This is a genomic window from Paenibacillus sp. LC231, assembly GCF_001860525.1.
Lineage (GTDB): Bacteria > Bacillota > Bacilli > Paenibacillales > Paenibacillaceae > Paenibacillus_AQ.
This window is the reverse complement of the sequence record NZ_JFOM01000025.1, coordinates 1-23570: the sequence shown is the minus strand read 5'-3', so window position 1 is coordinate 23570 and position 23570 is coordinate 1. Positions and strand designations below refer to the sequence as shown.

The following is a 23570-nucleotide window of genomic DNA, read 5'->3' as shown; positions in this document are numbered from 1 at the left end:
CTAGCTCTGATCTTTACGCCATAAGCATATATCAATTTTTACATGATTTTGCGATATGGTGAAACATTTCCCATTATTTAGTCGTTTATATAGGCGGGAGTGTAAACCATAAGGAGGAACTGATATGAAATCCGTGCAACTCATCAAATTAGCAGGTACCGCGTCCATAGCCATGTCTTTATTGCTTACGTCCTCATCGCTCGCAACGATTCCTGCCCATGCGGCAGCAGCTTCCACATCACAGAGCAAGGCAAACTGGAGCACGCTGGACGTGAAACATAAACCTTATACGAATAAAGGCGTCGTATTCATTCCATTGAAGGAAGTTTCCGAACAACTGCAGCTGCAGTTGACGATCCCGGGGAAAAAAGAGCTGTATATTAACAGCCCGACACAGTCTGTTCGCATTATCATCGGTCAGTCGCGCGCAGTCAATGCCAAGGGGACCCCTCTCAAGCTTGAGGCGGCTCCGGTCGTGAAGAAAGGCGTGACTTATGTTCCAGCCAGTCTGATTACCAAAGCTTTCGGCATCCCTCTGAAATATGACAGCAAATCCGGACTTAGAACGACCTTTGATGCTTGGTCAAAATACGCCTATGCTTCCAAGGCCAATATGCTGTTCTGGGTAAATCGCGAGAATGGTATGCTCTCGATGGGTAAAGCCGGATCCACGCCAGCCCAAGTTGGTATAATCCCGGTTGAGGAGATCGATCAAGTCAGCTTAAGCGCACATCGCATCAATAGCAATACCTACGTGGTCGACTTGTCCAATTATTACGGCGAACCTCATATTCATGAGGGAAGATACCGGGTGCTCATTCAGGACAAGAAAATCCTGAAGCTATCCAAAACCAATCATTCCAATTTTGCCGGGATCAACTACCATCCGGACCAACTCAGCTACAAAGGCAATATTGCCATGATGAACGGCAGTACGCTTGAGCTGGTTCATCCGATGGGCAAGACGGTCAAAACTTATGACCTGGCCGCGCTCACGGGAGTAAAGGATAGTTTTATCGTAGAAGCGATTGAACAGGACTTCCTGCTCGTCCGACCTTACACGAAGGCGACCCTGTATATCGTCCATCCGACTGGCAAGACAGCCGAGCTTATCTATCCTGAGCTTCTGGACGAGGAAACCATCAAGGTCATTGAGGAAATGCCGCCGAATGAGGTGGAGTTCATTGGTGACGGCCTTGCGTATCTCGGATATGCCGGCGGCAAGCTGACGTTCCAATACAACAACCCGTTTCTCGATCAAAAAGAAAAGCTGACCTACACCCTTCCATTCTAATCGATATGCAAATAAGTAGAAGACCGGCCGGATTCATTCACGAATCCAATCGGTCTTCTTCATGTTCGTCTCTTTTTGGAAAGGCTGCTTTAATTTATTGTATCATTCCGCTGTCTGAAGAGCTTCCCTGAATTCCTCTGGCGATGCATTCCACCATTCCTCGTTACGCGAAATCAGCAGCTCGCGCAGTGCTTTCTTCTCGACGTCGCCTAGACCATCCAGAATGATCTTGCGCTTCATCGCCGCATCCATTTTATTCACATGATCGGCGAGGATCTTCCAGCCGCGACGGGCCTCCTGGTCGATCCACATTTCACAGGCGGTCATGCCTGCATAATGCTGTCCTTCCGCCGTACGATCTACAGCCACCCACACGATCCATACCTGTCGTCCATTGGGCACTTCATCCCGGTTCATGCTGAAACGGATACCCTTCTCCACCTTACTCTTGGCATGCATGGCCCCAATATCCACTCGGGCCTCGCCATTATCGATAATGACGGGTGACAGACTGTTCAGATCGATGGAGCCTGATCCAAACCCTTTATGCTTACTCTTGCTATTAATAATATTCAAAGCAATCGGTTTCTTCGCACCCTGCTTCTGCTCTTCATTCTCCACTGCTGCCGACCTCCTATATCAGAGCCGATCCTTACGTATCAGCTGCTAAATTGATAACCATGTCCCAATAATTTTATTTTAACTAATAATCCCCCAAAAGCAAACATATACATGCACTAGATGCTTGTCAACGGGAGGTTGTTCGATATGGTCCCACCACGTGCCAAAGTCTTTCTATCATCCCTGCTTGCCCTAGGTTTGCTTGCAGGATCGATGCCGATATTTCTGAATCCAGGGTCCTCAGCGTCTGCTCTTGCCCCAAATGCGGGCAAGCCCTCCGCCTCTGCCGTGGAGAAGGCCCCGCTCTCACCGCCTAAGGTGCAGCCTAATATTCCCGCTCCGGCCTTAAGCGACCGGCTGGTGGAATATCATATGGATGTTCGGTACGAGCCTGAGGAGAACAAGCTTAAGGGCAAACAGACACTCACTTGGACTCATCCAGGCAAAAAAAGCGTAAACGAGCTGTACTTTCATCTGTATCCCAATGCTTTTGCTTCCAATGATACGACTTTTATGAAGGAATCGGGCGGCAGGCTTCGTTCCGATCCCATGCCAGATGACGGATACGGCTCCATGACCATTACCAGCGTGAAAACAACCGAAGGACTGGCCCTGACCCATCGCCTTCAATTTGTTCAACCCGATGACGGCAACATCAAGGATCACAGCCTTGCCAAGCTAAGGTTGCCTAAACCCATCAAGAGCGGGGAGAGTGTTACCATTCATTTGGAGTTCGAGGTGGAGCTTCCCAAAATATTTGCCCGCATGGGAACCACCGAGAATTTTATTATGGCTGGCCAATGGTTTCCGAAAATTTCGGTCTATGAACCGACCGGTCTTCGCGGAAGAGCAGAGGAAGGCTGGAATCTTCATCAATACCACGGCAACTCCGAATTCTATTCCAACTTCGGCATTTACAGCGTTCGCATTCGAGTGCCCGAAAATTACATTGTCGCCGCGACCGGATTCCCTACCAAGCCTGCCCAAAAATCAAACGGGGAAAAAATTTATCAGTTTTACGCGGATGACGTGCATGATTTTGCCTGGTCGGCATCGCCAAACTTTGTCACGGCAGAAGAAGCATTCTCCGCACCTGGCGTACCTGGCGTCCGCATCAAGCTGTATCTCGATCCAGCCCATAAAGACTTAAAGGAGCGTTACTTTGATGCCGCCAAGTCGGCACTCGCTTCGTTTGGAAAATGGTACGGAACCTATCCGTATTCCACGTTGTCCATCGTCGTACCGCCTGAATCGGGCAACGGTGCAGGCGGCATGGAATACCCGACGCTGGTCACAGCCTTCGGTGCCAAGAACGATTCGCCGGGATATGAACTGGAGCGGACCGTTATTCATGAGATCGCCCATCAATATTTTTACGGAATGATTGCAAGTAACGAATTTGAGGAAGCGTGGCTGGACGAGGCCTTTGCGACCTATGCAGAAGAACGAGTGATGGAAAAAGAATACGGGATTACCTCCAATACGGCGGCTCAGGGAGCATCCATTACTTCCCCTGCACCGCTGAAGATGGAATCCTGGAAATACAGCTCTCACGAAAACTACGCACTGAATGTTTATACGAGGGGCAAGTTGGTGCTGCAAGGCATCGAACGGCAGGTCGGTCCACAGATGATGGGCAAGATTATGCATACCTATGCCCAGAAATACCGCTTCAAGCATCCAACCACATCTGACTTTCAGAAAGTCGTCGAGCAAGTAAGCCAAACGTCCTGGCAGTCGTATTTTGACCAATATGTATATGGAAGCCAGATGGCGGATGTCGCCATCGACGTGATCAAAACCAAAAATAAAGGCACGGCTGAAAATCCTCGGTATGAGTCCACGGTCCAGATTACGAGCAAGGACGGGGATATCACCGATGTGCCGATCGTGTTCGCCTTTGAGGACGGCAAAACGGTGGAACGAACCTGGAGCGGCAAAGACGGCAAAGTTGCTTACACCCTGGAATACAGCTCTCCGCTCGCCTGGGCCATGGTTGATCCGAAGTACTCCATCGTCCTGGAGAATAAACACATTAATAACTATATGAAGGCAGGAATGGATCCGACGGTGGTTACACGCTGGAATCTCAGTATTACCAAGCTTGTGGAGACGCTGTTCGGCAGCCTGTCATGGTGAGGGGGGAGCACATGAAAAGTTACGCAGGCCAAGGATGGATCAGTGTTAAAGACCAGCTATACGTCTCGATTCTGCTCTTCTTATACCGTTTGCTGTGGGGATATTGCCTGTACCGACTCGTAAAATCGGCAGTCGTCCCCCTTCTGATGCGATATCCGGATGCCGCTCCTAACGAGCTCAGCCGTCTTTTATTCTTCTACGAGGGCGAGATGAGCCTGTCCTTGAGCAGCACAGTACACACCTACGGATGGCTTCTGGCCGGTTTGCTTCTGATCCGGATGGTCCTCACCCCGCTCATTCGGGCCGGCATCTTCTACAACCTTCACCAGGAAGCCAAGGGCGAGCGCGGTTTATTCTTCTTCACTGGCATGCGGAAACTGTGGAAACCCGTAACGCTATTCTATCTGGTTGAGCTTATTCTCACCTTCGCGCCCGGTTACTGGATTCTGCCCAAAATCCTCCCGATTCTGCTGAATGGAATTCAGGAGCCTGTACTGCTGCTTCATGCACTGCCCTATGCAGCTGGCTGGTTCTTGTACGCCTATCTGATCCGCCTGTTATTGCTCTATATGCAATTTGGCCGTACCGGCGATTCCAGCATGATCAGCTCTATCCATGCGCTCTTCCGCCGCTTGGGCACAGCAATGCTGTTATCCATCACCATCGGCGGATCCGCCTGTGTCATTCTGCTGCTCCTGAGCTCGGCCTCGCTCTTCTGGGCCGGGTTGATCGGCTTAATTATTCAGCAGGCCTCTTATTTCCTGAATGGACTTTTCCAAATTTGGGCAATGTCCGCTCAATATCATTTGTGGAGAGATTCCTCCTCACTGCATCCTTAATGGTTACAATTTGGCACCTAAAATAATGAAACACGCTCGCGAATAAGCTGTAATCAGAAGCGACACGTTTCTATCCCGCGCTAGATTTTACAGAGAATAAGAGTTCATTTATCCTTAATATTACAAATTTCTGAACGCCATATTACAAAAAAACCTGTTCCCTTAAGATGGGGACAGGTTTTTTTGTTTAAAAATAATGTTTCCTCGTTTGCCAAATTGTTAATACTCTGCTAAAATAACGAATATGTTAGTAACAACTTTGTCATCTTTACTGTAACTTTTATGTAGGAACGTTGTAATTCGCTAACTATGTTGGAACGTCAAACGTCAATGAATGGGTTCATCAACATTTTAAGGAGCCGAATTCCCATAACGATATGGGAAGCGGGGGATCCGTTTTGGGTGAATTGATCTCGCAAGAGAGGGATCATAGGGGACCTTCAACCGAACCCTTAAGCTAACCTCGCAGGCAATGGAAGGAGCTTTTGTTTTGAAAAAGAAGTTAACGGCTGTTTCTCTAGGCCTCGCACTCGCACTCACATTAGGGACCGGAAGCGCTTTCGCCGATTCCAAATTAAATACTGCAATCAAACCAGCCATTGGTGTTTCTTACAAAACAGGTGGAACTACAACGAATGGATTTGACTGCTCCGGATTCACCAGCTATGTTTACAAGAAGCTTGGTCTTAGCCTGCCCCGTACGTCTGCAGCTCAATACAAAGTAGGTACGGCCGTATCCAAGAGCAAACTGAAAGCTGGCGATCTCGTGTTCTTCAACACATCCGGTAGAGGTGTATCTCATGTGGGTATTTATGTCGGGAGCGGCAAATTCGCTCATTCTTCATCTTCGCGCGGTGTCATTATCAGTCCGCTGAGCCAGAGCTATTACGCCAACCGATATGTAGGCGCTAAGAGAATTATGAGTCAGAATACGTACAAATCTGTAGCTGTGAACTACAATTAATGTTGGAACTTAATTGATTTACTCTTACAAGAAAGCCCTGGGTTTATGAGATTGTGCCGATCTCATCCAGCGGCTTTTTTCTTTTGTTGATTGTGTGTATACCTTTATAACGTTCAGCACAGCAAAAAAGTTCCCGCTTTTTCGAAAAAAAATGAAATTTATTATACAAGTTCACTTCAGTTCCACTTCACTTCGCCATGTCTTCACATCATCTATCCTTTATTTACCCTTCTCTCTCATCATTAAACACCCATTTTGGAAAAATATTGATTTTCCTTGGTGCTTCGACAGTTAATGCTATTGAAAAATAGCGAAATCCATCAAGAAATAATTGCCAATCTCGCTTGCTGTCTGATAGAATGGACGCAGTAACAACTTTGTCATTAATGTAAGTGCTTTAATATATAGATTGCTATGCCTCCCGGCAACGAAAAGGAGCTTTCCATGCTGAAGAAAACATTATCGACAGCAGCCCTAAGTATCACGCTGTTGTTCACTTTGGGCGTTGGCAGCGTGTTTGCTGATGGTGCGCTGGATCAGGAAATCGATAAGGTTCTAGGTACAAGATACAGCTACGGTGGTACAACCACGAGCGGATTTGACTGTTCCGGCTTCACCATGTACGTTTACGCTAAACTCGGTCTAAAGCTCCCGCATCAATCCGGCTCTCAATTCGACATGGGGACAAGCGTGTCCCGTAAGGAGCTGCGCGCTGGCGATTTGGTGTTCTTTAACACATCGGGCCAGGGCATCTCCCACGTCGGCATTTATGTCGGCGATGGCAAATTCGCCCATGCTTCCTCCAACCGCGGCGTGGTTATCAACCGCCTGGCAGAGGATTACTACGATCAGCGATACGTCGGTGCAAAGCGTATCATGAGCGATGATAAGTATGAAGAGTCGGTCGGTGAATCATCCTAAGCTGTAGAGGCTAATCTTCCCTATACATACTGCTTGCCCGTTAAAGGAGCCCTTACCTCTCTTTTGCGGGCTTTTTTGATGCGACTTGGATGTTCGTAATATGATTATTATTTTATGCAGACGATAGGAGGACTTCGCAAATGGATGCCACACCGATTACATTTCACACCGTAGTCATGCGTGAAGAGCACGCCGAAGAAATATGCGCTTGGGCCTACCCTCCTCCCTATAATATCTATGGCTTTCTTCCCTGGGAGCAGATGAAAGGGCTTGAGGTGGAGTTTGGCGATCCGGACATTCGCCAGAGACAGTACATCTCGGTTCTGGATGAGCGGGAGGCCCTCTGGGGATTTGCCCAGCTGTTTCCGATGCATGAGGTTACACGAATCGGACTTGGCATGCGTCCTGATTGGTGCGGGCGTGGAATGGGTAAACGATTTATGCAGACGATTGTCCGGGAAGCCAGACGGAGGCGGCCTGCCGACGAAATTGACCTTGAGGTAATGACCTGGAATGAGCGAGCAATCCGCGCTTATCAAAGGGCAGGCTTTCACATCACCGATACGTATGAGCGGCTTACGCCAACGGGCAACGCCCTTTTCCACTGTATGGTGTATGAGCACCCGACAAATGAGGAATAGTAATCTTTGTCTATATGAAAAAGCACAATTTTGTGTACTTTTTATGAAGCTGCGCCGTATAGTTGCTTTTTTTGTCACAACTGGCTATGCTGTCTATGGATGTTGGTTTATAATGGAGACAAGTGCAAAAGTGCAGTATACATAGAAGGGACGATATGACGATGCAAAAATGGATCATGAGCGGATTGTTCTTCGTCGCATGTGCGTTGGCTATCGCGCTGATGTTTACGCTCCCAGGTAAGGAACAGGTAGCTCAGGAAGAGAAGCCGACCATGCCGGAAGTGACTCTCGATGCAGCCGCAGCGGAAGCCACACTGAAAGCAAGCTGCATTAGCTGTCACGGCGACCAACTTCAAGGCGGCGCTGGACCGGCTTTGAATCAAGTAGGCGGACACATGGATGCGGACGCGATCTTCAACGTTGTAACCAAAGGTCGTAAGGGAATGCCTTCCTTTAAAGACCAACTTAAACCTGAAGAAATCGCAAACATCGCGCTGTACCTTGCTGAGAAAAAATAAATCAGCTTATACGCAAAACACGCTTGCACCTGGAGTTGTTCCCGGTGCAAGCGTGTTTTTTTACATATTCGGGACCTCTAAAGGGACTAATGGTCTCCCCTTCTATTGTCCCGCCTTGCCATCCTTCGAACGACTCTTCTCATAGGCTTCGTTAAACTGCTGCGCTTCCTTAATATCCACAGCCGTAATGCCACCGTCGTCCCAAGAAGTGAGACGAAGTGTAACGACTTTATAATCTATGGTGATGTAGGGGTGATGTCCGAAAGCTTCCGAAATAGCTGCCACTTCATCAACAAAAGCGATTCCCTTCATGAAGGAGGAGAAGGTATACTTTCGTACAATCCATCTCCCTTGTTCAAATTCCCAACCCTCAAGCTTTTCCAGATGAGCCTCTACTTCTTGCTGCGTATAAAGCATCTTTTATCTTCCTCCCCGAAAAAAACCTATCTTAAAGCCGACTAACCGTAATATGGGCTATCTGTCATCTATTCTATTCTGCCCTGTATCTGTTGATAACTGGAGTGATTACACAAGGGCCACAAAAGCCAACTCTTCTTCACCAATCAAAATATGTATTCGATGGTTCGTCTGATCATGCATGACCACGCCGCTGCCAACATTAATCACCGGCTCTGTGCCCAGCGCATAGAACAAATCCTCTGCCAGCGCCTCATGAACCTCATTTTGCTCGGCTTCGCCCAAATTGCCCCAATCCTCAGCTTCCATTTCAAAGAAGACATAGCTGTCAGAAATTCGCCCAACCGCCTCGGTCAGTTCTGCCAGAATTTCGCCATAATCCCTTCCGTGTTTAACGCCCATCTTAATCACTCCTTTCCTTGCCGTACTTAGCTTCATTTCCCTTCCTTCCATTATACCGGAAATTACAACTAAAAAAAAAAGCCCGACCTGACGATAAATAGGATAACGCCCCACATAAGGGGCCCGGTTCTCCATGAGAGCCGTTCTGACGAATGGATTCGTTATTTTATTTCTCACGGATGAGGTGTGGTATGGAAATTTCAACAATTATAGGCTTAATCCTCGGTATCGTCGCGGTACTGGTGGGCATGATTCTTAAAGGTGCCTCCCTTCTCGCTTTGTATAACCCGGCAGCCTATCTAATCATTCTTGGCGGTACGGCAGCAACTTTATTCATCGGATTTCCGCTATCCGAGCTGAAAAAGGTTCCGAAGCTGGTCAAAATGACCTTCATGAAACAGAATTTGATGGACAAGACGGACATGATCAAGCTGTTTATGGAATGGGCTTCGATCACACGCCGTGAAGGACTTCTGGCTCTGGAAACCAAAGTTGATGAAATCGATGACAGCTTCCTGCGTAATGGGATGCGCATGATCATCGACGGCAACGATCAGGAATTCGTACGTGACGTTTTAATGGAAGATATTAATGCCACCGAGGAGCGCCATCGTTCCGGTTCATTGATCTTCTCGCAGGCCGGCATGTATGCACCTTCCCTCGGGGTACTCGGAGCCGTTATCGGTTTGATCGCTGCACTGTCCCACATGGAAGATATGGGCGAACTCGCTCATGCTATCGGGGCTGCGTTTATTGCTACCCTGCTCGGTATCTTCACCGGTTATGTTATCTGTCACCCGATTGCGAATAAACTCAAGCGTCTATCCAAACGCGAGGTTGAAATCCGCCTGATGATGGTAGAAGGCCTGCTGTCTATTCAATCCGGTGTATCCACCATTGCAATCAATCAAAAGCTCTCCGTGTTCCTGACACCGTCCGAACGGGCTGAGCTCAGCGAGAGGGAGGCTGGTGCTAGTGAGCAAAAAGACTAGGCACGAGCCGCATGAGGAGCATGCCGACGAATCCTGGCTTCTTCCTTACGCAGACCTACTGACCTTGCTTCTGGCCCTGTTCCTGGTGCTATACGCCATGAGCGCGACAGACGCACGCAAATTTCAAGAAATGAGCGAAGCCTTCAGCGTTGCTCTCACTGGCGGGACCGGCGTGCTGGATTACAGCAAAACGGAATCCAGTGATGATCCGCCCAATATTAAAGATCATAAAGCGACATCCCCTTCCGTTCCCGCAACAACACCTGACCAAAGACGTGCAGAGCTGATGCGTCAGGAACAACAGGATCTGGAGAAGCTAAAGAAGCAGCTCGATAATTATATTAAAAATAACGGTTTAACCTCGGAGCTCAGCACCAAGTTGAACCACTCCCAGCTTGTCATTACGATACGGGATAACGCCTTGTTCCCTTCCGGCGAAGCTGTTGTGAAACCGGAGGCCCGCAAATTGGCCAAGGCAATCTCACAAATGCTTCATAAGTTCCCGGACTATGAAATTATTGTATCCGGACATACGGACAATGTGCCAATCTCTAACAGCCGATATCCGTCGAATTGGGATTTAAGCTCGGATCGTGCCTTGCAGTTCATGAAGATTCTGCTCACCAACTCGGAGTTGGATCCTAAACGGTTCATGCCGATCGGTTATGGTGAATACCATCCGATTGCCGATAACAACACCGCTGCTGGACGAGCGAAGAACCGCAGAGTCGAGGTTTCCATTATACGTAAATACCAGGATAGTGCGACCTTTACCAGCGTGAATGAATAACTCAAAAGGGAACGGTCCCTACAGACTATAACACACAATAAACAACCGATGCATCTGGTCTCCAGATCCATCGGTTGTTTTTGTGTAGGGTTATAGATGTATTTCAGCCTGCTACTCGAGCCTATAGTTCAGCAGCCGACCAAGCTCTTCCTTTTCCTTCTCGTTAAGATCACGCCAAGCGCCAATGCGTTGACTGCCGAGACGGATATTCATAATCCGGATTCGCTGTAATTTTCGGACCTCATAACCAAAAGCGCTGCACATTCTGCGGATTTGACGATTTTTCCCCTCTGTCAGAATGATTCGGAACACTCGCTCAGACATTCGAGTGACCTCACAGGGCAGCGTCATCTCACCTAAAATCTTGACGCCGCTGGACATCCCGCTAAGGAAGGATTCCGTTACCGGGCGATCCACCGTCACAATGTATTCTTTCTCATGTTTCCCCTCGGAGCGAAGGATCTTATTGACGATATCCCCATCATTCGTCAGCAGAATCAGTCCCTCGGAGTCCTTATCTAATCGTCCGATAGGAAAAATACGCTCCTTATGGCCTACGAAGTCTACAATATTGCCCTTAATATGCGGTTCGGTGGTGCTTGTAATCCCGACCGGCTTATTAAGAGCAATATACACATGCTTCTTCTTATCTTGAAGCGGCTTTCCCTGAATCCGGACATCATCTCCTTCTTCTGCCTGGCTTCCAAGGACTGCAACCACGCCATTAATGGTAACCTTCCCGCTCTCCACCAGTTTGTCCGCTTCACGCCGTGAGCAATATCCCGTTTCACTGATAAATTTATTGATTCTCAAGATGCCATCCCCTTATCTGTAACTACTTCTTGCTTATCCCTCAATCGCATTCCGCTGAACCGCAGGCAGAACTATACTCACCTTCGTTCCTGCTCCCACTTCACTCTCGATTTCCATCATACCCCGGTGACCCTGAATAATACGCTGGCTTACCATCAATCCCAGCCCTGTGCCCGTTTCCTTATTCGTAATAAACGGTTCGCCAAGATGCGGCATCAGATCCTCCGGAATGCCTTGCCCTTCATCCCGAATGTCGATTTGGACCCATTCACCCTTCGGCCTTGAAAGCTGAATCCAGATCCTGCCGCCATCCGGCATCGCTTCAATCGCATTCTTGAGCAGATTGATGAACACCTGCTTGAGCTGGTTCTCCTCACAGTGTACGTAGGTTAGTGCTTCAGTAAACTTCAATTTGAACTCGATGCTGTACAAATGGGCTTGGCTGTCGAGGAAAGAAATGACATCTCTCAAAATGATTCGTACATCCCTCTCTTGGAAATGAATCGCCTGCGGCTTCGCTAATATCAGAAATTCACTGACAATCAGATTAATTCGATCCAGCTCCGACAGCATCAGATCAATATGGTCCGGATTGACCTTGTGGGTCTGCTGCTGAAGCTGCAGAAATCCACGGAGGGTCGTCAGCGGATTCCGGATCTCATGGGCAACGCCGGCAGCCAGCTGGCCAACAGTATTGAGCTTCTCCGAACGTCGCAGCAGCTCCTCGATGCGATTGCGTTCCGTCACATCCCGAGACACGCTAATCATGGAGGTAACCTCACCGTTCTCATCGCGCACCAGCGAGGTGCTGATGCTGACCTCAATAGCGCTTCCATCTTTGTGAAGGCGGACGGTCTCCACTGGAGGAAGCCGTTCTCCGGCCCGCAGGCGGCGGATGCGTTCCTTTTCTTCTTCCTCTTTAGCCGGAGGAACAAGTGCAGGCTTCCGTCCAACCACTTCGTGCGCCTTCCAACCATACAATTGCTCAAACGCTTTGTTTACACTAATAACCCGTTCATAGGTATCGGTTGTATGAATGGCGTCGGCTGTCTGATTAATGACAGACTCCAGATATTCCTTAACGGACTGATTCTCATCGACCATTTGCTTCAACTGGCTCGTATAGTTGCCCAGATTACGTGTCATCGCATTGATTCGACCTGCAAGCTGACCCAGCTCGTCCCGGCTGCTTACCTCCAGCCTTCGATCAAAGTGACCATCCGACACATCATTTACAGTTCCAAGGATAGCCTGAATCGGCTTGGTAAAATACCCTGCAACAATATAACTGCCGAATATCACAATTTCCAATAAAACCAATGAGATCGCTACAAGACTGATCATTTGCTCCCTCATCACAGAGGAGATGGCCTCATAGTCCATAACGACACTAATGACACTGGTCGGCTTATTTTCGGATACGATAGGGATGAAGCTTTTCAGCACCTTCTTATTATTGATGGTGCTGACAAATACCACATTATCGCTGGTAGAAACAGCTTTCTGCACAGCTTCTGCATCTTGGTCCAGGCTCCCATAGTCATAGGTGCCGAATGTAATCGGTCGATTGCGAAGCTTGTGGTGAACGTCATCCGTTCCATCTTCCCTCATATATTCATTGCCAAACGTTTCAGGGTTGATGCCTGTTACTTCCAATATCCGCGGATTCGACTTCAAGGTCTCTTTCACAACGGTGTCCGGACTTGTAATCTTCACAAAGTCCTTGATATTGGAATTCCTTATGTAGGGATCAATAATATAATTGCGCTTGCTATCGTAATAGTATCCCCATTTATCAATGAATTCCGGATTGGAAGTAGAGAACTCAAACGGTCCCGACCAAAAATGATCGGCGCGCTGGCCCTCAGTAACTGAGATGACTTTACCATACTGGAACAATTCCAGAAAAGCCGTATGCCAATACCCCCAGTTCTTTGTTGAAAGGCCGATTTCATCTTGCGAGGAGGATCGGGCAACAACGATATCATCTTTCGTCCGAACCATTAATGAAATGTGAGTGACGCCAATCTCCTTACTCAATTCCACCAATTGCTGATTGGTTATATTGTTAATATCCGGATCCAAAGCTTTTGCCGCGTTGACCGCGGCCACCTTCAGCATATCACCGAATATGTTATCCACATATGCAGAACTAAAGCCGGTTTGCTGGACCGTAATGGCGATCTGAGTAGCGGCCATCACCATCTTAGTTTCACTATCCTGCTGCAAATTTTCCTGGGTCGTGTAATAGTTCAGCGTAATGTTGAGCAGAAGTATAAATAATACCGATATGGACATGATCATCGATAACTTCGTCTTAATCGACAAGTGGCATCTTCACCTTTCTGCTGTCACATAGACGACTTGCGAATCTAATACCCTCATGATACCTTGATCACGAACGTTTGAAAAGACAAGCGGCGTTATGGCTATATGGTTTTTTCCACAATCGCATTGCTATTGAAATAAGGAATCCTTACAATATAAGAGGTCAATCCCGGTAAAATAAACAACGTATCCACAGATTGCGCACAAATACACAACTTATCTGGGGATAGTGTGCATAACTTTGTGTATAATATTTTACTTATCCACAATTCTGTCCACAACATGTTAACAAACGAATAAATGTTCGTTGAACATTGGGTATAAATACAGGGTTTTAACGTGCTGTGAAAGGAGACTTTAGTTTGATATCAAATTCAATAGACCCACTGGCTGTGGATAACGATAATCATGAACACTGGATGAGAGAAGCCATTGCGGAAGCACGGAAAGCCGAAGAGCTCGGTGAAGTTCCGATTGGTGCTGTCATCGTTCGGGGCGATGAGATTATTGGCCGTGGATACAATTTGCGTGAAACGACTTATGATGGTACAGCCCATGCCGAGATGGTAGCTATTCGGGAGGCAAGCCAGCATCTTGGAGCATGGCGGCTGCTGGACTGCCGATTATACGTGACGCTGGAGCCCTGTCCCATGTGTGCAGGAGCTATCGTCCAATCCCGGGTCCCACAGCTGATCTATGGCACTGGTGATCCCAAAGCCGGTTGTGCCGGCACACTGATGAATTTGCTTCAAGAGCCGCGTTTTAATCACCGGACTAACGTGGTTAAGGGCGTGCTGCAGGAAGAATGCGCATCACTGCTCACTCAGTTCTTCCGACGTTTACGCGGGAAACTATGATCCTTATGTAGAGTATAAGTATAACAACGTAAAAACCCGGCCATGAAGGCCGGGTTTTGTTGTCTGTGATGAATAATATTAATAAGTGCCCATTTGGCTCATGGATTCCTCAAATTGCTCCATCGTGATGACATCAGCATCTTTTGGAATACCGATTTTGAATTCTTGTTTAGCGTTGATGTTGTTGTATTGGGTGCTACCCTTCACAGCCAACTTCACGTTCTCATTGGTTTCTGGATCGTTGAAATCAACGTTCAACACAACATCCTGGTACGCAGGGAAATCCTTTTTATCGATAGCCGTGTTGATGTTGAATGTGTTGATCTTCAGATACTTCTGCATCTCCTCCAAGCCCGCTTTGAATTCGTCTTGGTTAACGTTAGATACTTCAGCTTTAGCAGCGTCAATATCTTCTTGGGTCAGACCCAGCAATTCGCGGTACTCGTCTTTAGCTGCAATGTCAACAACCTTAGGTGCAACCTTGTTAACCATAATATCCAGTGCTTCATTCAGGTTATCATTGGTTACAAAGAATTGAACCACTTGTTTAGCGTCTACGCCTTCTGGAAGGCCAGCATCTTTAACATTGATCTCTTTGAAGTATTTCGCTTGGTCATACTCGCTCAGCAAGGCTTCAAGAATTTCGTTAACGAATTTCTGGGACTTCTCGGTATCCAGGCTTTCTGGGCTAAACGTTTCACCGGATTGCTCAGCAAGCTCTTTCATGTCCATCATGAGGAACTTGCCAACAACGTCCTCTGGGAATGGCAGCATTGGAATGCTTGGAACTTTAACGTAGATTTTCTCTTTCGTCATCACCATATCAATATTGAAGGACATCGCCATGTCACCCTTCAGATTGATACCCATGTTCATCTCGGTTTGCATTGGATCAGCTTGGTAGATACCATCAAGCGTAACCTCAGCATTCTTCAACATCGTCATCGCCTGTGTTACACTTGGATCGCCTTCAACTGCAGGTATGTTAACTTGAAGGTCTTCAATGACAAATTTACTCTTCATTTCGTAGGATGTCATCTTCATCGCGTTCGTAGCAGCATTCGTCATCGCTGCCTTAGGCTCTTCTTTTTTGGCGCAGCCAGAAAGTACAACTGTCACTGTGAGCAGCAGTGTCAGCATGATAGCTGCAAACTTCTTGTTCATTAAAATTTCTCTCCCCTCTAACAGTCAAAAAAATAACAGACCTTCTAATCATAAACCATTTAACCAAAATGAGAAACACTTTCTGGAATATTTACTGAAATTTTATTTCCTTTCTTTTTCCATCCATCTTAATTTCAAACTTCTTAACATGCGAATAAGGTGGGGCCCCAAAATATTACACTTGAACACTAATACGGAAGTTGGACGCAAAAGGTTTCAGAACGAAAAAAAGAACTTCCTGTCGAATGACAGAAAGTTCCCTCGATTCTTGCTTTCTAGCTCTCAGCATTCATTCCTACAGGCTTCTAGCCCTCCGGATTGAAATGTCCATCCTGATTACGGATCTTCGCTCTATGCGAGCCTGACAGCGGCTCCTGGCCGCCACGGTCATGGTCCTTGCGCTGCTTCGGCTGCTCCTGTGCTTCCGGTACCGGAATCGCTTTTGGTTTGCTCATCTGATAGCCCTCCATTTCATGGATCACAACGATGTCTTACGCTATCCTGCCTTTGATGTCCATACCATGATGGACAGTATGGAAACTGTCTCCATCATTTATGGAACTAGTGATGCGTGATTTGTTGCAGCGTTTGGGCACACTCATGAATATGGCGCGTATAGTCGCCGACCATGCCCTGAATGTTCTCATTACGCTCATCCGTCGTTGCGCCATCACGCTCTACATCGACCAAATCGACTTTTACTTCCCGTGAATCCACATACGTGCATTGAAAATCAAATGAATACTCCTGGCGACCTGCTGCATCAATGTGAATGCGGATGGCGTTCGGATCCCCTTCGTCTGAAGCCACTTCTGCGCGATCTCCCGGCTTTAATATGGTGGGCAGCCTTTCCTGCCAGGCATTGACCAGCGTCGACTGATCCACATTCAGTTCTGAGTTCATGTTCACACCTCCCCTTCTCTATAAATTGCGATAACAGGTGATGTTTTATACAGCCCCCTCCATAAAGCAGAATCCAACTGATTGGAAGACCACGCAATGATTCCTAATAAAAAAAAGAGCAAAAAAACCGTTTCCCTAAGGAAACGGTTTGCGTTTGGTATGTATGGCGGAGAGGATGGGATTCGAACCCATGTGGAGTTGCCCCCTAACGGTTTTCAAGACCGCCCCGTTATGACCGCTTCGGTACCTCTCCGTGTGGTAATGATCCATGCAAATGAATCACGTGCAAAAACCATTATACCACAAGACAAACTGTTTTATCAACTCATTTTTTCTGTTCGATGATACTAACGTTCCCCATGTACGGGCGAAGTACTTCAGGAATAACCACGGATCCGTCAGCCTGTTGATAATTCTCCAGAATCGCAGCAACGGTACGTCCTACCGCAAGCCCGGAACCATTCAAGGTGTGGACAAATTCAGGCTTGCTCTTCGGTTCCGGACGGAAGCGAATGTTGGCACGGCGTGCCTGGAAGTCCCCGATGTTCGAACATGAGGAGATTTCGCGATATACACCGCTCTCCGGAAGCCAAACTTCCAGATCGTATGTCTTCATGGATCCAAAGCCCATATCCCCAGTACAGAGAGCCATAACACGATAAGGAAGATTCAGCAGCTGAAGCACGCGTTCCGCATCCGCTGTCATCTTCTCAAGCTCATCAAACGATGTTTCCGGGTGTACAATTTTCACCATCTCAACTTTGTTGAACTGATGCTGACGAATAAGTCCCCGTGTATCGCGCCCTGCCGCACCGGCTTCCGAACGGAAACAGGAGCTGTACGCCACGTAATATTTAGGCAGATCCTCGCTATTTAAGATTTCCTCGCGATGGTAGTTCGTTACAGGAACCTCAGCGGTTGGAATCAGGTAATAGTCGGTATCGCTAATCTTGAATAAATCCTCTTCGAATTTAGGCAGCTGTCCTGTTCCGTACAAGCTGTCCCGGTTGACGATATATGGAGGCAGCATCTCCTCATAGCCGTGTTTGTCGCTGTGCAGATCCATCATGAAACTGATCAAGGCACGCTCAAGGCGAGCACCTAAACCTTTATAGAACGTAAACCGCGAACCCGTTACCTTCGCACCTGCTTCAAAATCCAAAATACTCAGATTCTGAGCAAGCTCCCAGTGGGCCTTAGGCTCGAAATCGAAAGTTTTTGGCTCAGCCCAGCGGCGGATTTCAACGTTCTCCTCCTCCGAGGCGCCTACCGGCACACTCTCATGAGGGATATTCGGAATCGCCAAAGTAAGCTCGGATATGCTGGCTTCCAGCTCACGAACTTCCTCATCCATCGCTTTAATCTGGTCCGACACTTGTCGCATTTCCAGTATCAGATCATCTGCATTCTCACGATTCTTCTTCAGCTTGGCTACTTCAGCCGACACGGTGTTGCGGCGATTCTTCAAACTTTCGCTTTCCTGCAGCAATTCCCGGCGCCGGGCGTCAAGCTTAGGAAAATCCGCAATCAGATCGAGCGATTTGCCTCGATTCTTCAGCGCTTCTTCTACACGACTGTACTCGCTGCGCAATATTTTTACGTCTAACACGGGAAACCCTCCTAAAGTAAAACATCCATCAAGTATATCGAAGCAGCTGCCCTATATGTTGATAAAAAGCCTTGGGACAAGGCTGCAGTGTACATTATTACATACGATACATCTTATTGTATTTCAGCGAAAAAGACAACTTGACTCCCACATACTGCCAAAGAGTCAAGATGTCTTCTACTGTAACTATTACGTCTGTGGTGCCGCAGATCGGGATCGAACCATCTCCACAAAATATTGATGAAGTCGGTAATCGTCCGTCAGCTCCGGATGATAGGAAGCTGCAAGCAGATGCCCCTGTCTGGCTGTAACGATCTCATCCTTATAGGTGGACAAAACCTCAACGCCAGCACCCACCTCGAGAATGAGCGGCGCACGAATAAAGACTGCGCGTACCGTTTCCTCGATTCCTTTTACAGGCAAATCGGTCTCGAAGCTTTCACGCTGACGTCCAAATGCGTTCCGCGCCACCGTGATGTCCATCAGCTTCAGATGGGCCTCTTCGTCGCCTTGAATTCGTTCAGCCAGCACGATCAGTCCGGCGCATGTTCCGAATATCGGTTTACCCTGGGCTGAGAACTGACGTATCGCATCCATAAAATCATACTTGCGCATCAGCTTGCTGATGGTAGTGCTCTCACCGCCAGGTATAATCAAGCCGTCAATGCCGTCCAACTGCTCGACCTTCTTGATTGGCACTCCCTCGGCACCAGCAAGCGTGATGCTTCGAATATGCTCTGCAACGGCACCCTGAAGTGCCAGTACGCCGACCTTCATGTTACCCCTTCTCTCTTACCAGCCGCGATCCTGCATGCGCTCAGCCGGACTAAGCTTGGATATCTCGATGCCTTTCATCGGAGTACCCAGGTTCTTGGATACTTCAGCAATCAATTTATAATCATCATAATGCGTAGTCGCTTCAACGATCGCACGAGCGAATTTCTCAGGGCTGTCCGATTTGAAAATACCGGATCCAACAAAGACGCCGTCAGCGCCCAAATGCATCATCAATGCGGCATCTGCAGGTGTTGCCACGCCGCCAGCTGCAAAGTTAACGACAGGGAGCTTGCCTGTCTCATGAATGCCCTTCAGGAGGTCATAGGAAACACCGAGGTTCTTCGCTTCGGCATACAGCTCGTCCTTCGACATGTTGCGAACTTTACGGATTTGGCTGTTGATGAGGCGCATATGCCGAACGGCTTCCACGATATTACCTGTTCCCGGCTCGCCTTTCGTACGGAGCATGGATGCACCCTCACCAATACGTCGCAGCGCTTCACCAAGGTCCTTTGCGCCGCATACGAACGGTACCGTGAAATCCCATTTATCGATATGGAACACTTCATCCGCCGGTGTCAGCACTTCGCTCTCGTCGAGATAATCCACGCCCAGAGATTCAAGCACTTTCGCCTCGACATAATGACCGATGCGAGCTTTGGCCATAACTGGAATGGATACAACTTTCATGACTTCCTCAACGATGGTTGGGTCAGCCATCCGTGCTACGCCCCCAGCAGCGCGAATATCAGAAGGAACGCGCTCCAGCGCCATAACTGCCGTTGCACCGGCAGCTTCAGCGATCTTTGCTTGTTCCGCATTCATGACGTCCATAATGACGCCGCCTTTTTGCATTTCCGCCATACCTCTTTTTACAGTTGATGTTCCTGTTTCCATGTCCCCTAGCCCCCCGATTATATGTTGTATCTCATCGCCTTTACAGCATTCCCTGGCGATATGGACTGTACCCGTATAGGTGCATACTTGCAATGAATCTAACTCGATATTTTACCGCATCAAAATCAAATACACAACCCATTTACTCGGAATTTATCGGCTGTTAGAAAAGATTTTTGATGGAATCAAACAAATCGGCAAAAAAGTCTCCAATCGCCCGCAGGAACAGCTTGAACCAGCCGGCCTTCTCAACTTCCTCCGCTGTGATTAAATTCACCGTTTCGGTCTGAGCTTCCTTCATGCCTTCTATTTTATAGGTATAGGTTACCGTGCCCACCTTCGTATCTTTAGCAACAGGCGCCGTCATGCTGGACGAGTCCACCTTGGCTTCGAAAGTAATATTCTTGCCGCTTGAACCTTTTGGAACAACAAAAGTGAGAGCCTTGTCGGTTACGAGCGCAGCTTCTTTGCCTTTGCCCTTCTTCACTTCGACCGTTTCAAAGCCTTGCACGGTTGCCCCGGCAGCTTGCACTTCCTTCACTTCAAAGTTGTCAAAGCCGTAATCCAGGACTTTTTTGGTCTCCTTAAAACGGGCTCCTTCAGATTTCGTTCCCATAACCACGCTGATCAAACGCATGCCGTCACGCTCAGCAGTACCGGCAAAGCAATAACCCGCCGCATTGGTATGACCGGTTTTCAAACCGTCCAAACCTTCGTAAGCATAGGCCTTGAAGTTCGTAATGCTTTTGTTGGCCTCCAGCATCCAGTTGTAGTTGATGATCGGACTCGTATCGCGCGGCCGGAATTTATGCGATTGAATGGCCGTAAATCTCGAAAAATCAGGATGATCCTCAACGATATACTTGGCAAGTAATGCAGTATCCATTGCCGACATTACAGTCTCTTTATCTTCTGCAGGACGGTATTTCTCAGGCATATCTGCACGGCTAAGGCCTGTGGAATTAATGAAGAAAGCGGTCTTCAGCCCCATCTTCTTCGCCGTATCGTTCATCATGGTAACAAACTCTGCTTCGGAACCAGCGACATGTTCAGCCAATGCTACCGTTGCATCATTCGCCGAGCCGACAGCCATGGCTATGTAGAGCTCTTCCACTGTATGTTGGTCTCCTTCAGCTAAAAATATCCGTGAGCCCACGGTTTTTTCAGCATTTTCCCCTACCGTGACTACGTCATCCCATGCTAACTCACCTTGTTTTACCTTCTCTGCCACGATGTATTCCGTCATCATCTTTGTCATGCTAGCCGGTGGCAATGCTTCATCCGCATTAATAGATAACAATACTTGTCCTGTAGACGGCTCTATCAGTACGGCAGAGCTTACATCCAAATTTAGTTGATCAATCGATGGCACTTTATCCGGCTTCGCATTATTCGTTGACGCCTTGTCTTCTGTCGCTTTCGTCGTATCTGCTGTTGCCAGCATATGAGGCGCCGCAAGCGAAACCGCAGGCGCAGCAGAGAAACACAGTATATTAAACAGCATCAAGGATGCCAGCGTTCTTTGAATGCGTTGTCGCTTATTCTTCTTTACAGACTTGTCTATCAATGGAATTACTCCCCTCTAGTTCTCAATAAGTCATTAACTTGTTCTATTCTATCATAGGGGGGGTATCAAAAAAAGACAAGCTAGATGAATTTCATCCAGCTTGTCCAGGAAATAAATGACATATATATTGTTTATCCTTGTTCTTTCGAGTGAATTACAAGGAATAGTTAGGTGCTTCTTTGGTAATTTGGATATCATGCGGATGGCTCTCGCGGAGTCCTGCACCAGAGATACGGATGAACTGGGTGTCATTCCGCAGTTCCTCCAGGTTTTGTGTACCGCAATAGCCCATACCGGAGCGCAATCCACCGATCAGCTGATGGATGGTATCTGCCAAAGGCCCTTTGTAAGCAACACGGCCCTCGATGCCTTCCGGTACCAGTTTCTTGTCGTCATCTTGGAAGTAACGGTCTTTACTGCCTTGTTTCATGGCAGCAAGGGAACCCATACCGCGGTAAGCCTTGAAACGGCGTCCTTGATAGATCTCTGCTTCGCCCGGACTCTCCTCCGTACCGGCAAACATACTGCCCAGCATAACTGCACTTGCTCCGGCTGCGATCGCTTTAGTAATTTCACCGGAGTATTTGATACCGCCATCTGCGATAATCGGCACTCCGTATTCCTTAGCAACCGTTGCACAATCATAGATCGCTGTGATTTGCGGTACGCCAATCCCGGCAATGACACGCGTCGTACAAATCGAACCAGGACCAATTCCGACTTTAACGACGGATGCACCGGCTTCGATAAGTTCTCTTGTACCCTCGCCTGTAGCCACGTTACCAGCGATAATCGTCAGATCCGGATATACTTCGCGCAATTTGCGAACGGAATCAATGATATTGATGTGGTGACCGTGGGCAGAGTCAACGGTAATGACGTCTACGCCAGCTTTCACAAGCGCTTCTGCTCTTTCGAAGGTATCTTTGGAAATTCCGATCGCTGCACCTACAAGCAGGCGGCCTTGAGCGTCCTTGGCAGCTCTAGGGAACTGAATCGCTTTCTCGATATCTTTAATCGTGATAAGTCCTTTAAGAACATTATCTTCGTCTACCAAAGGCAGCTTCTCAATCTTATGCTTCTGCAGAATCATTTCGGCATCTTGAAGAGTCGTTCCGACCGGAGCTGTCACCAGATTCTCGCTGGTCATTACTTCACTAATTACCGTATTGTAGTCATGAACAAAACGAAGGTCACGATTCGTCAAAATACCGATCAGCTTATTGTTCTTATCTACGATCGGTACGCCGGAAATCCGGAACTTACTCATGAGTTTCTCTGCATCGGATACAAGATGATCAGCATGGAGTGAGAACGGATTCGTAATAACACCACTTTCCGAACGCTTAACCCGATCTACCTCTTCTGCTTGTTGTTCAACGGTCATATTTTTATGAATAATGCCAATTCCGCCTTCTCTAGCAATGGCAATGGCCAAAGGAGCTTCCGTTACGGTGTCCATTCCTGCACTGATGAGCGGGATATTCAATTTTACATGCTCGCTCAATTTGGTGCTAACATCTACTTCTTTTGGAAGCACCTCGGATTTTCTAGGAACCAACAATACATCGTCAAAAGTGAAGCCTTCCTTGCTAAACTTATCTTCCCACACCTGGGTTATTCCTCCTTTTTGTCGTCTTCCTGCGGACTACAACTACTGTCAGAGCTGGACCGGACGGCATTTTCAAGTATTTTCAGAAATATATTATTGCCATCTTAGCAAAGGGCCCATAGGCTGTCAAGGATTGAAATTCGCCCTTTGCTCGAAGTTCGCAAGTATCCATCCAGCGCGTTATCCTGTCTCTTTGGAATGGACAAACAGACCGGGTTTCTTCTATTAAATGGAGACTTACCCAGGTTAAAGCCCTGTCTGCCAATATGCCAACCGTTGGGGCACCATCCTAGGGACAATGAATCGCTGTCGTTTAGTATCACCCAACCCGGTACGGGATAGTCCTCGATTTCGTAAACACATGTTATTGAATATAGGAAAAGACCGTTATCGATGACTCGATAACGGTCTTTATGGTTGTTCGCTTGGCGACGTCCTACTCTCCCGGGACCCTTCGGTCCAAGTACCATCGGCGCTGGAAGGCTTAACGGTCGTGTTCGGTATG

At 47.8% G+C, this 23570-nt stretch carries 23 protein-coding genes, 1 tRNA gene, 1 rRNA gene and 1 riboswitch; of the genes, 10 read left to right on the top strand and 15 right to left on the bottom strand.

Annotated features, from left to right (window positions below; genetic code table 11):
* Positions 1-124: 124 nt before the first annotated feature.
* Positions 125-1294 carry a copper amine oxidase N-terminal domain-containing protein gene (locus AK95_RS17145; protein WP_071221124.1) on the top strand — a complete coding sequence of 390 codons (1170 nt, stop codon included), beginning with the start codon at positions 125-127 and terminating at the stop codon, positions 1292-1294.
* 102 nt (positions 1295-1396) lie between these two features.
* Here AK95_RS17145 and AK95_RS17140 read toward each other — a convergent pair whose 3' ends face one another.
* Complete coding sequence (locus AK95_RS17140; protein WP_071221123.1) at positions 1397-1915, bottom strand: YwhD family protein; 519 nt, start codon at positions 1913-1915, stop codon at positions 1397-1399.
* 147 nt (positions 1916-2062) lie between these two features.
* On the opposite strand from AK95_RS17140, the gene AK95_RS17135 reads away from it, so the two are divergent.
* From AK95_RS17135 to AK95_RS17110, 6 genes are all read left to right on the top strand, one after another.
* The gene (locus AK95_RS17135; protein ID WP_071221122.1) at positions 2063-4054 is read left to right on the top strand and encodes a M1 family metallopeptidase; all 1992 of its coding nucleotides are present in this window, start codon (positions 2063-2065) and stop codon (positions 4052-4054) included.
* Between the two features lie 11 nt (positions 4055-4065).
* Positions 4066-4893 carry a hypothetical protein gene (locus tag AK95_RS17130; RefSeq protein WP_071221121.1) on the top strand — a complete coding sequence of 276 codons (828 nt, stop codon included), beginning with the start codon at positions 4066-4068 and terminating at the stop codon, positions 4891-4893.
* A gap of 347 nt (positions 4894-5240) precedes the next feature.
* A riboswitch (cyclic di-AMP (ydaO/yuaA leader) is annotated at positions 5241-5380 on the top strand.
* Positions 5381-5383: 3 nt separating this feature from the next.
* Entirely contained in the window at positions 5384-5857 is a 474-nt protein-coding gene (locus AK95_RS17125) for a C40 family peptidase (protein WP_071221120.1), read from the top strand.
* 447 nt (positions 5858-6304) lie between these two features.
* On the top strand, positions 6305-6778 hold the full coding sequence (locus AK95_RS17120; protein ID WP_071221151.1) for a C40 family peptidase: 474 nt from the start codon (positions 6305-6307) through the stop codon (positions 6776-6778).
* 140 nt (positions 6779-6918) lie between these two features.
* Complete coding sequence (locus tag AK95_RS17115) at positions 6919-7419, top strand: GNAT family N-acetyltransferase (RefSeq protein WP_071221119.1); 501 nt, start codon at positions 6919-6921, stop codon at positions 7417-7419.
* Positions 7420-7580: 161 nt separating this feature from the next.
* On the top strand, positions 7581-7937 hold the full coding sequence (locus AK95_RS17110) for a c-type cytochrome (protein ID WP_006207476.1): 357 nt from the start codon (positions 7581-7583) through the stop codon (positions 7935-7937).
* Positions 7938-8039: 102 nt separating this feature from the next.
* Here AK95_RS17110 and AK95_RS17105 read toward each other — a convergent pair whose 3' ends face one another.
* Positions 8040-8354 (bottom strand): 4a-hydroxytetrahydrobiopterin dehydratase, encoded by a 315-nt coding sequence (locus AK95_RS17105; protein ID WP_071221118.1) that lies wholly within the window; start codon positions 8352-8354, stop codon positions 8040-8042.
* 108 nt (positions 8355-8462) lie between these two features.
* Complete coding sequence (locus AK95_RS17100) at positions 8463-8756, bottom strand: hypothetical protein (RefSeq protein WP_071221117.1); 294 nt, start codon at positions 8754-8756, stop codon at positions 8463-8465.
* A 191-nt stretch (positions 8757-8947) separates the two neighbouring features.
* On the opposite strand from AK95_RS17100, the gene motA reads away from it, so the two are divergent.
* Entirely contained in the window at positions 8948-9748 is an 801-nt protein-coding gene (motA, locus tag AK95_RS17095) for a flagellar motor stator protein MotA (protein ID WP_071221116.1), read from the top strand.
* A complete protein-coding gene (motB, locus tag AK95_RS17090; RefSeq protein WP_071221115.1) occupies positions 9732-10538 on the top strand; it encodes a flagellar motor protein MotB in 807 nt (268 codons plus the stop codon). The genes motA and motB overlap by 17 nt, the downstream gene beginning before the upstream one ends.
* Positions 10539-10649: 111 nt before the next feature.
* On the opposite strand, the gene rluF is transcribed toward motB, so the two are convergent.
* Positions 10650-11351 carry a 23S rRNA pseudouridine(2604) synthase RluF gene (gene rluF, locus AK95_RS17085; protein ID WP_071221114.1) on the bottom strand — a complete coding sequence of 234 codons (702 nt, stop codon included), beginning with the start codon at positions 11349-11351 and terminating at the stop codon, positions 10650-10652.
* 33 nt (positions 11352-11384) lie between these two features.
* Positions 11385-13679, bottom strand: coding sequence for an ATP-binding protein (locus AK95_RS17080; RefSeq protein WP_071221113.1), 2295 nt, complete (start codon positions 13677-13679; stop codon positions 11385-11387).
* A 362-nt stretch (positions 13680-14041) separates the two neighbouring features.
* Between AK95_RS17080 and tadA the strand changes: the two genes are divergently transcribed.
* Positions 14042-14536, top strand: a complete 495-nt coding sequence (gene tadA / locus AK95_RS17075) for a tRNA adenosine(34) deaminase TadA (RefSeq protein ID WP_071221112.1) — start codon at positions 14042-14044, stop codon at positions 14534-14536.
* A gap of 78 nt (positions 14537-14614) precedes the next feature.
* On the opposite strand, the gene AK95_RS17070 is transcribed toward tadA, so the two are convergent.
* From AK95_RS17070 to rrf, 10 genes are all read right to left on the bottom strand, one after another.
* Positions 14615-15700, bottom strand: coding sequence for a hypothetical protein (locus AK95_RS17070; RefSeq protein WP_071221111.1), 1086 nt, complete (start codon positions 15698-15700; stop codon positions 14615-14617).
* 305 nt (positions 15701-16005) lie between these two features.
* Positions 16006-16155 carry a spore protein gene (locus AK95_RS17065; RefSeq protein WP_071221110.1) on the bottom strand — a complete coding sequence of 50 codons (150 nt, stop codon included), beginning with the start codon at positions 16153-16155 and terminating at the stop codon, positions 16006-16008.
* Positions 16156-16261: 106 nt separating this feature from the next.
* A complete protein-coding gene (locus AK95_RS17060; RefSeq protein ID WP_071221109.1) occupies positions 16262-16603 on the bottom strand; it encodes a hypothetical protein in 342 nt (113 codons plus the stop codon).
* 164 nt (positions 16604-16767) lie between these two features.
* Positions 16768-16856, bottom strand: a tRNA-Ser gene (locus tag AK95_RS17055).
* Between the two features lie 72 nt (positions 16857-16928).
* A complete protein-coding gene (gene serS / locus AK95_RS17050) occupies positions 16929-18212 on the bottom strand; it encodes a serine--tRNA ligase (protein ID WP_071221108.1) in 1284 nt (427 codons plus the stop codon).
* 189 nt (positions 18213-18401) lie between these two features.
* Positions 18402-18989 carry a pyridoxal 5'-phosphate synthase glutaminase subunit PdxT gene (gene pdxT / locus AK95_RS17045; RefSeq protein ID WP_071221107.1) on the bottom strand — a complete coding sequence of 196 codons (588 nt, stop codon included), beginning with the start codon at positions 18987-18989 and terminating at the stop codon, positions 18402-18404.
* A 15-nt stretch (positions 18990-19004) separates the two neighbouring features.
* Positions 19005-19886, bottom strand: coding sequence for a pyridoxal 5'-phosphate synthase lyase subunit PdxS (gene pdxS / locus AK95_RS17040; protein WP_071221106.1), 882 nt, complete (start codon positions 19884-19886; stop codon positions 19005-19007).
* Positions 19887-20049: 163 nt separating this feature from the next.
* Entirely contained in the window at positions 20050-21453 is a 1404-nt protein-coding gene (locus AK95_RS17035; RefSeq protein ID WP_071221105.1) for a D-alanyl-D-alanine carboxypeptidase family protein, read from the bottom strand.
* Positions 21454-21607: 154 nt separating this feature from the next.
* On the bottom strand, positions 21608-23065 hold the full coding sequence (guaB, locus tag AK95_RS17030) for an IMP dehydrogenase (RefSeq protein ID WP_071221104.1): 1458 nt from the start codon (positions 23063-23065) through the stop codon (positions 21608-21610).
* A 423-nt stretch (positions 23066-23488) separates the two neighbouring features.
* Positions 23489-23570 (bottom strand): 5S ribosomal RNA (gene rrf / locus AK95_RS35350); the annotation flags it as partial.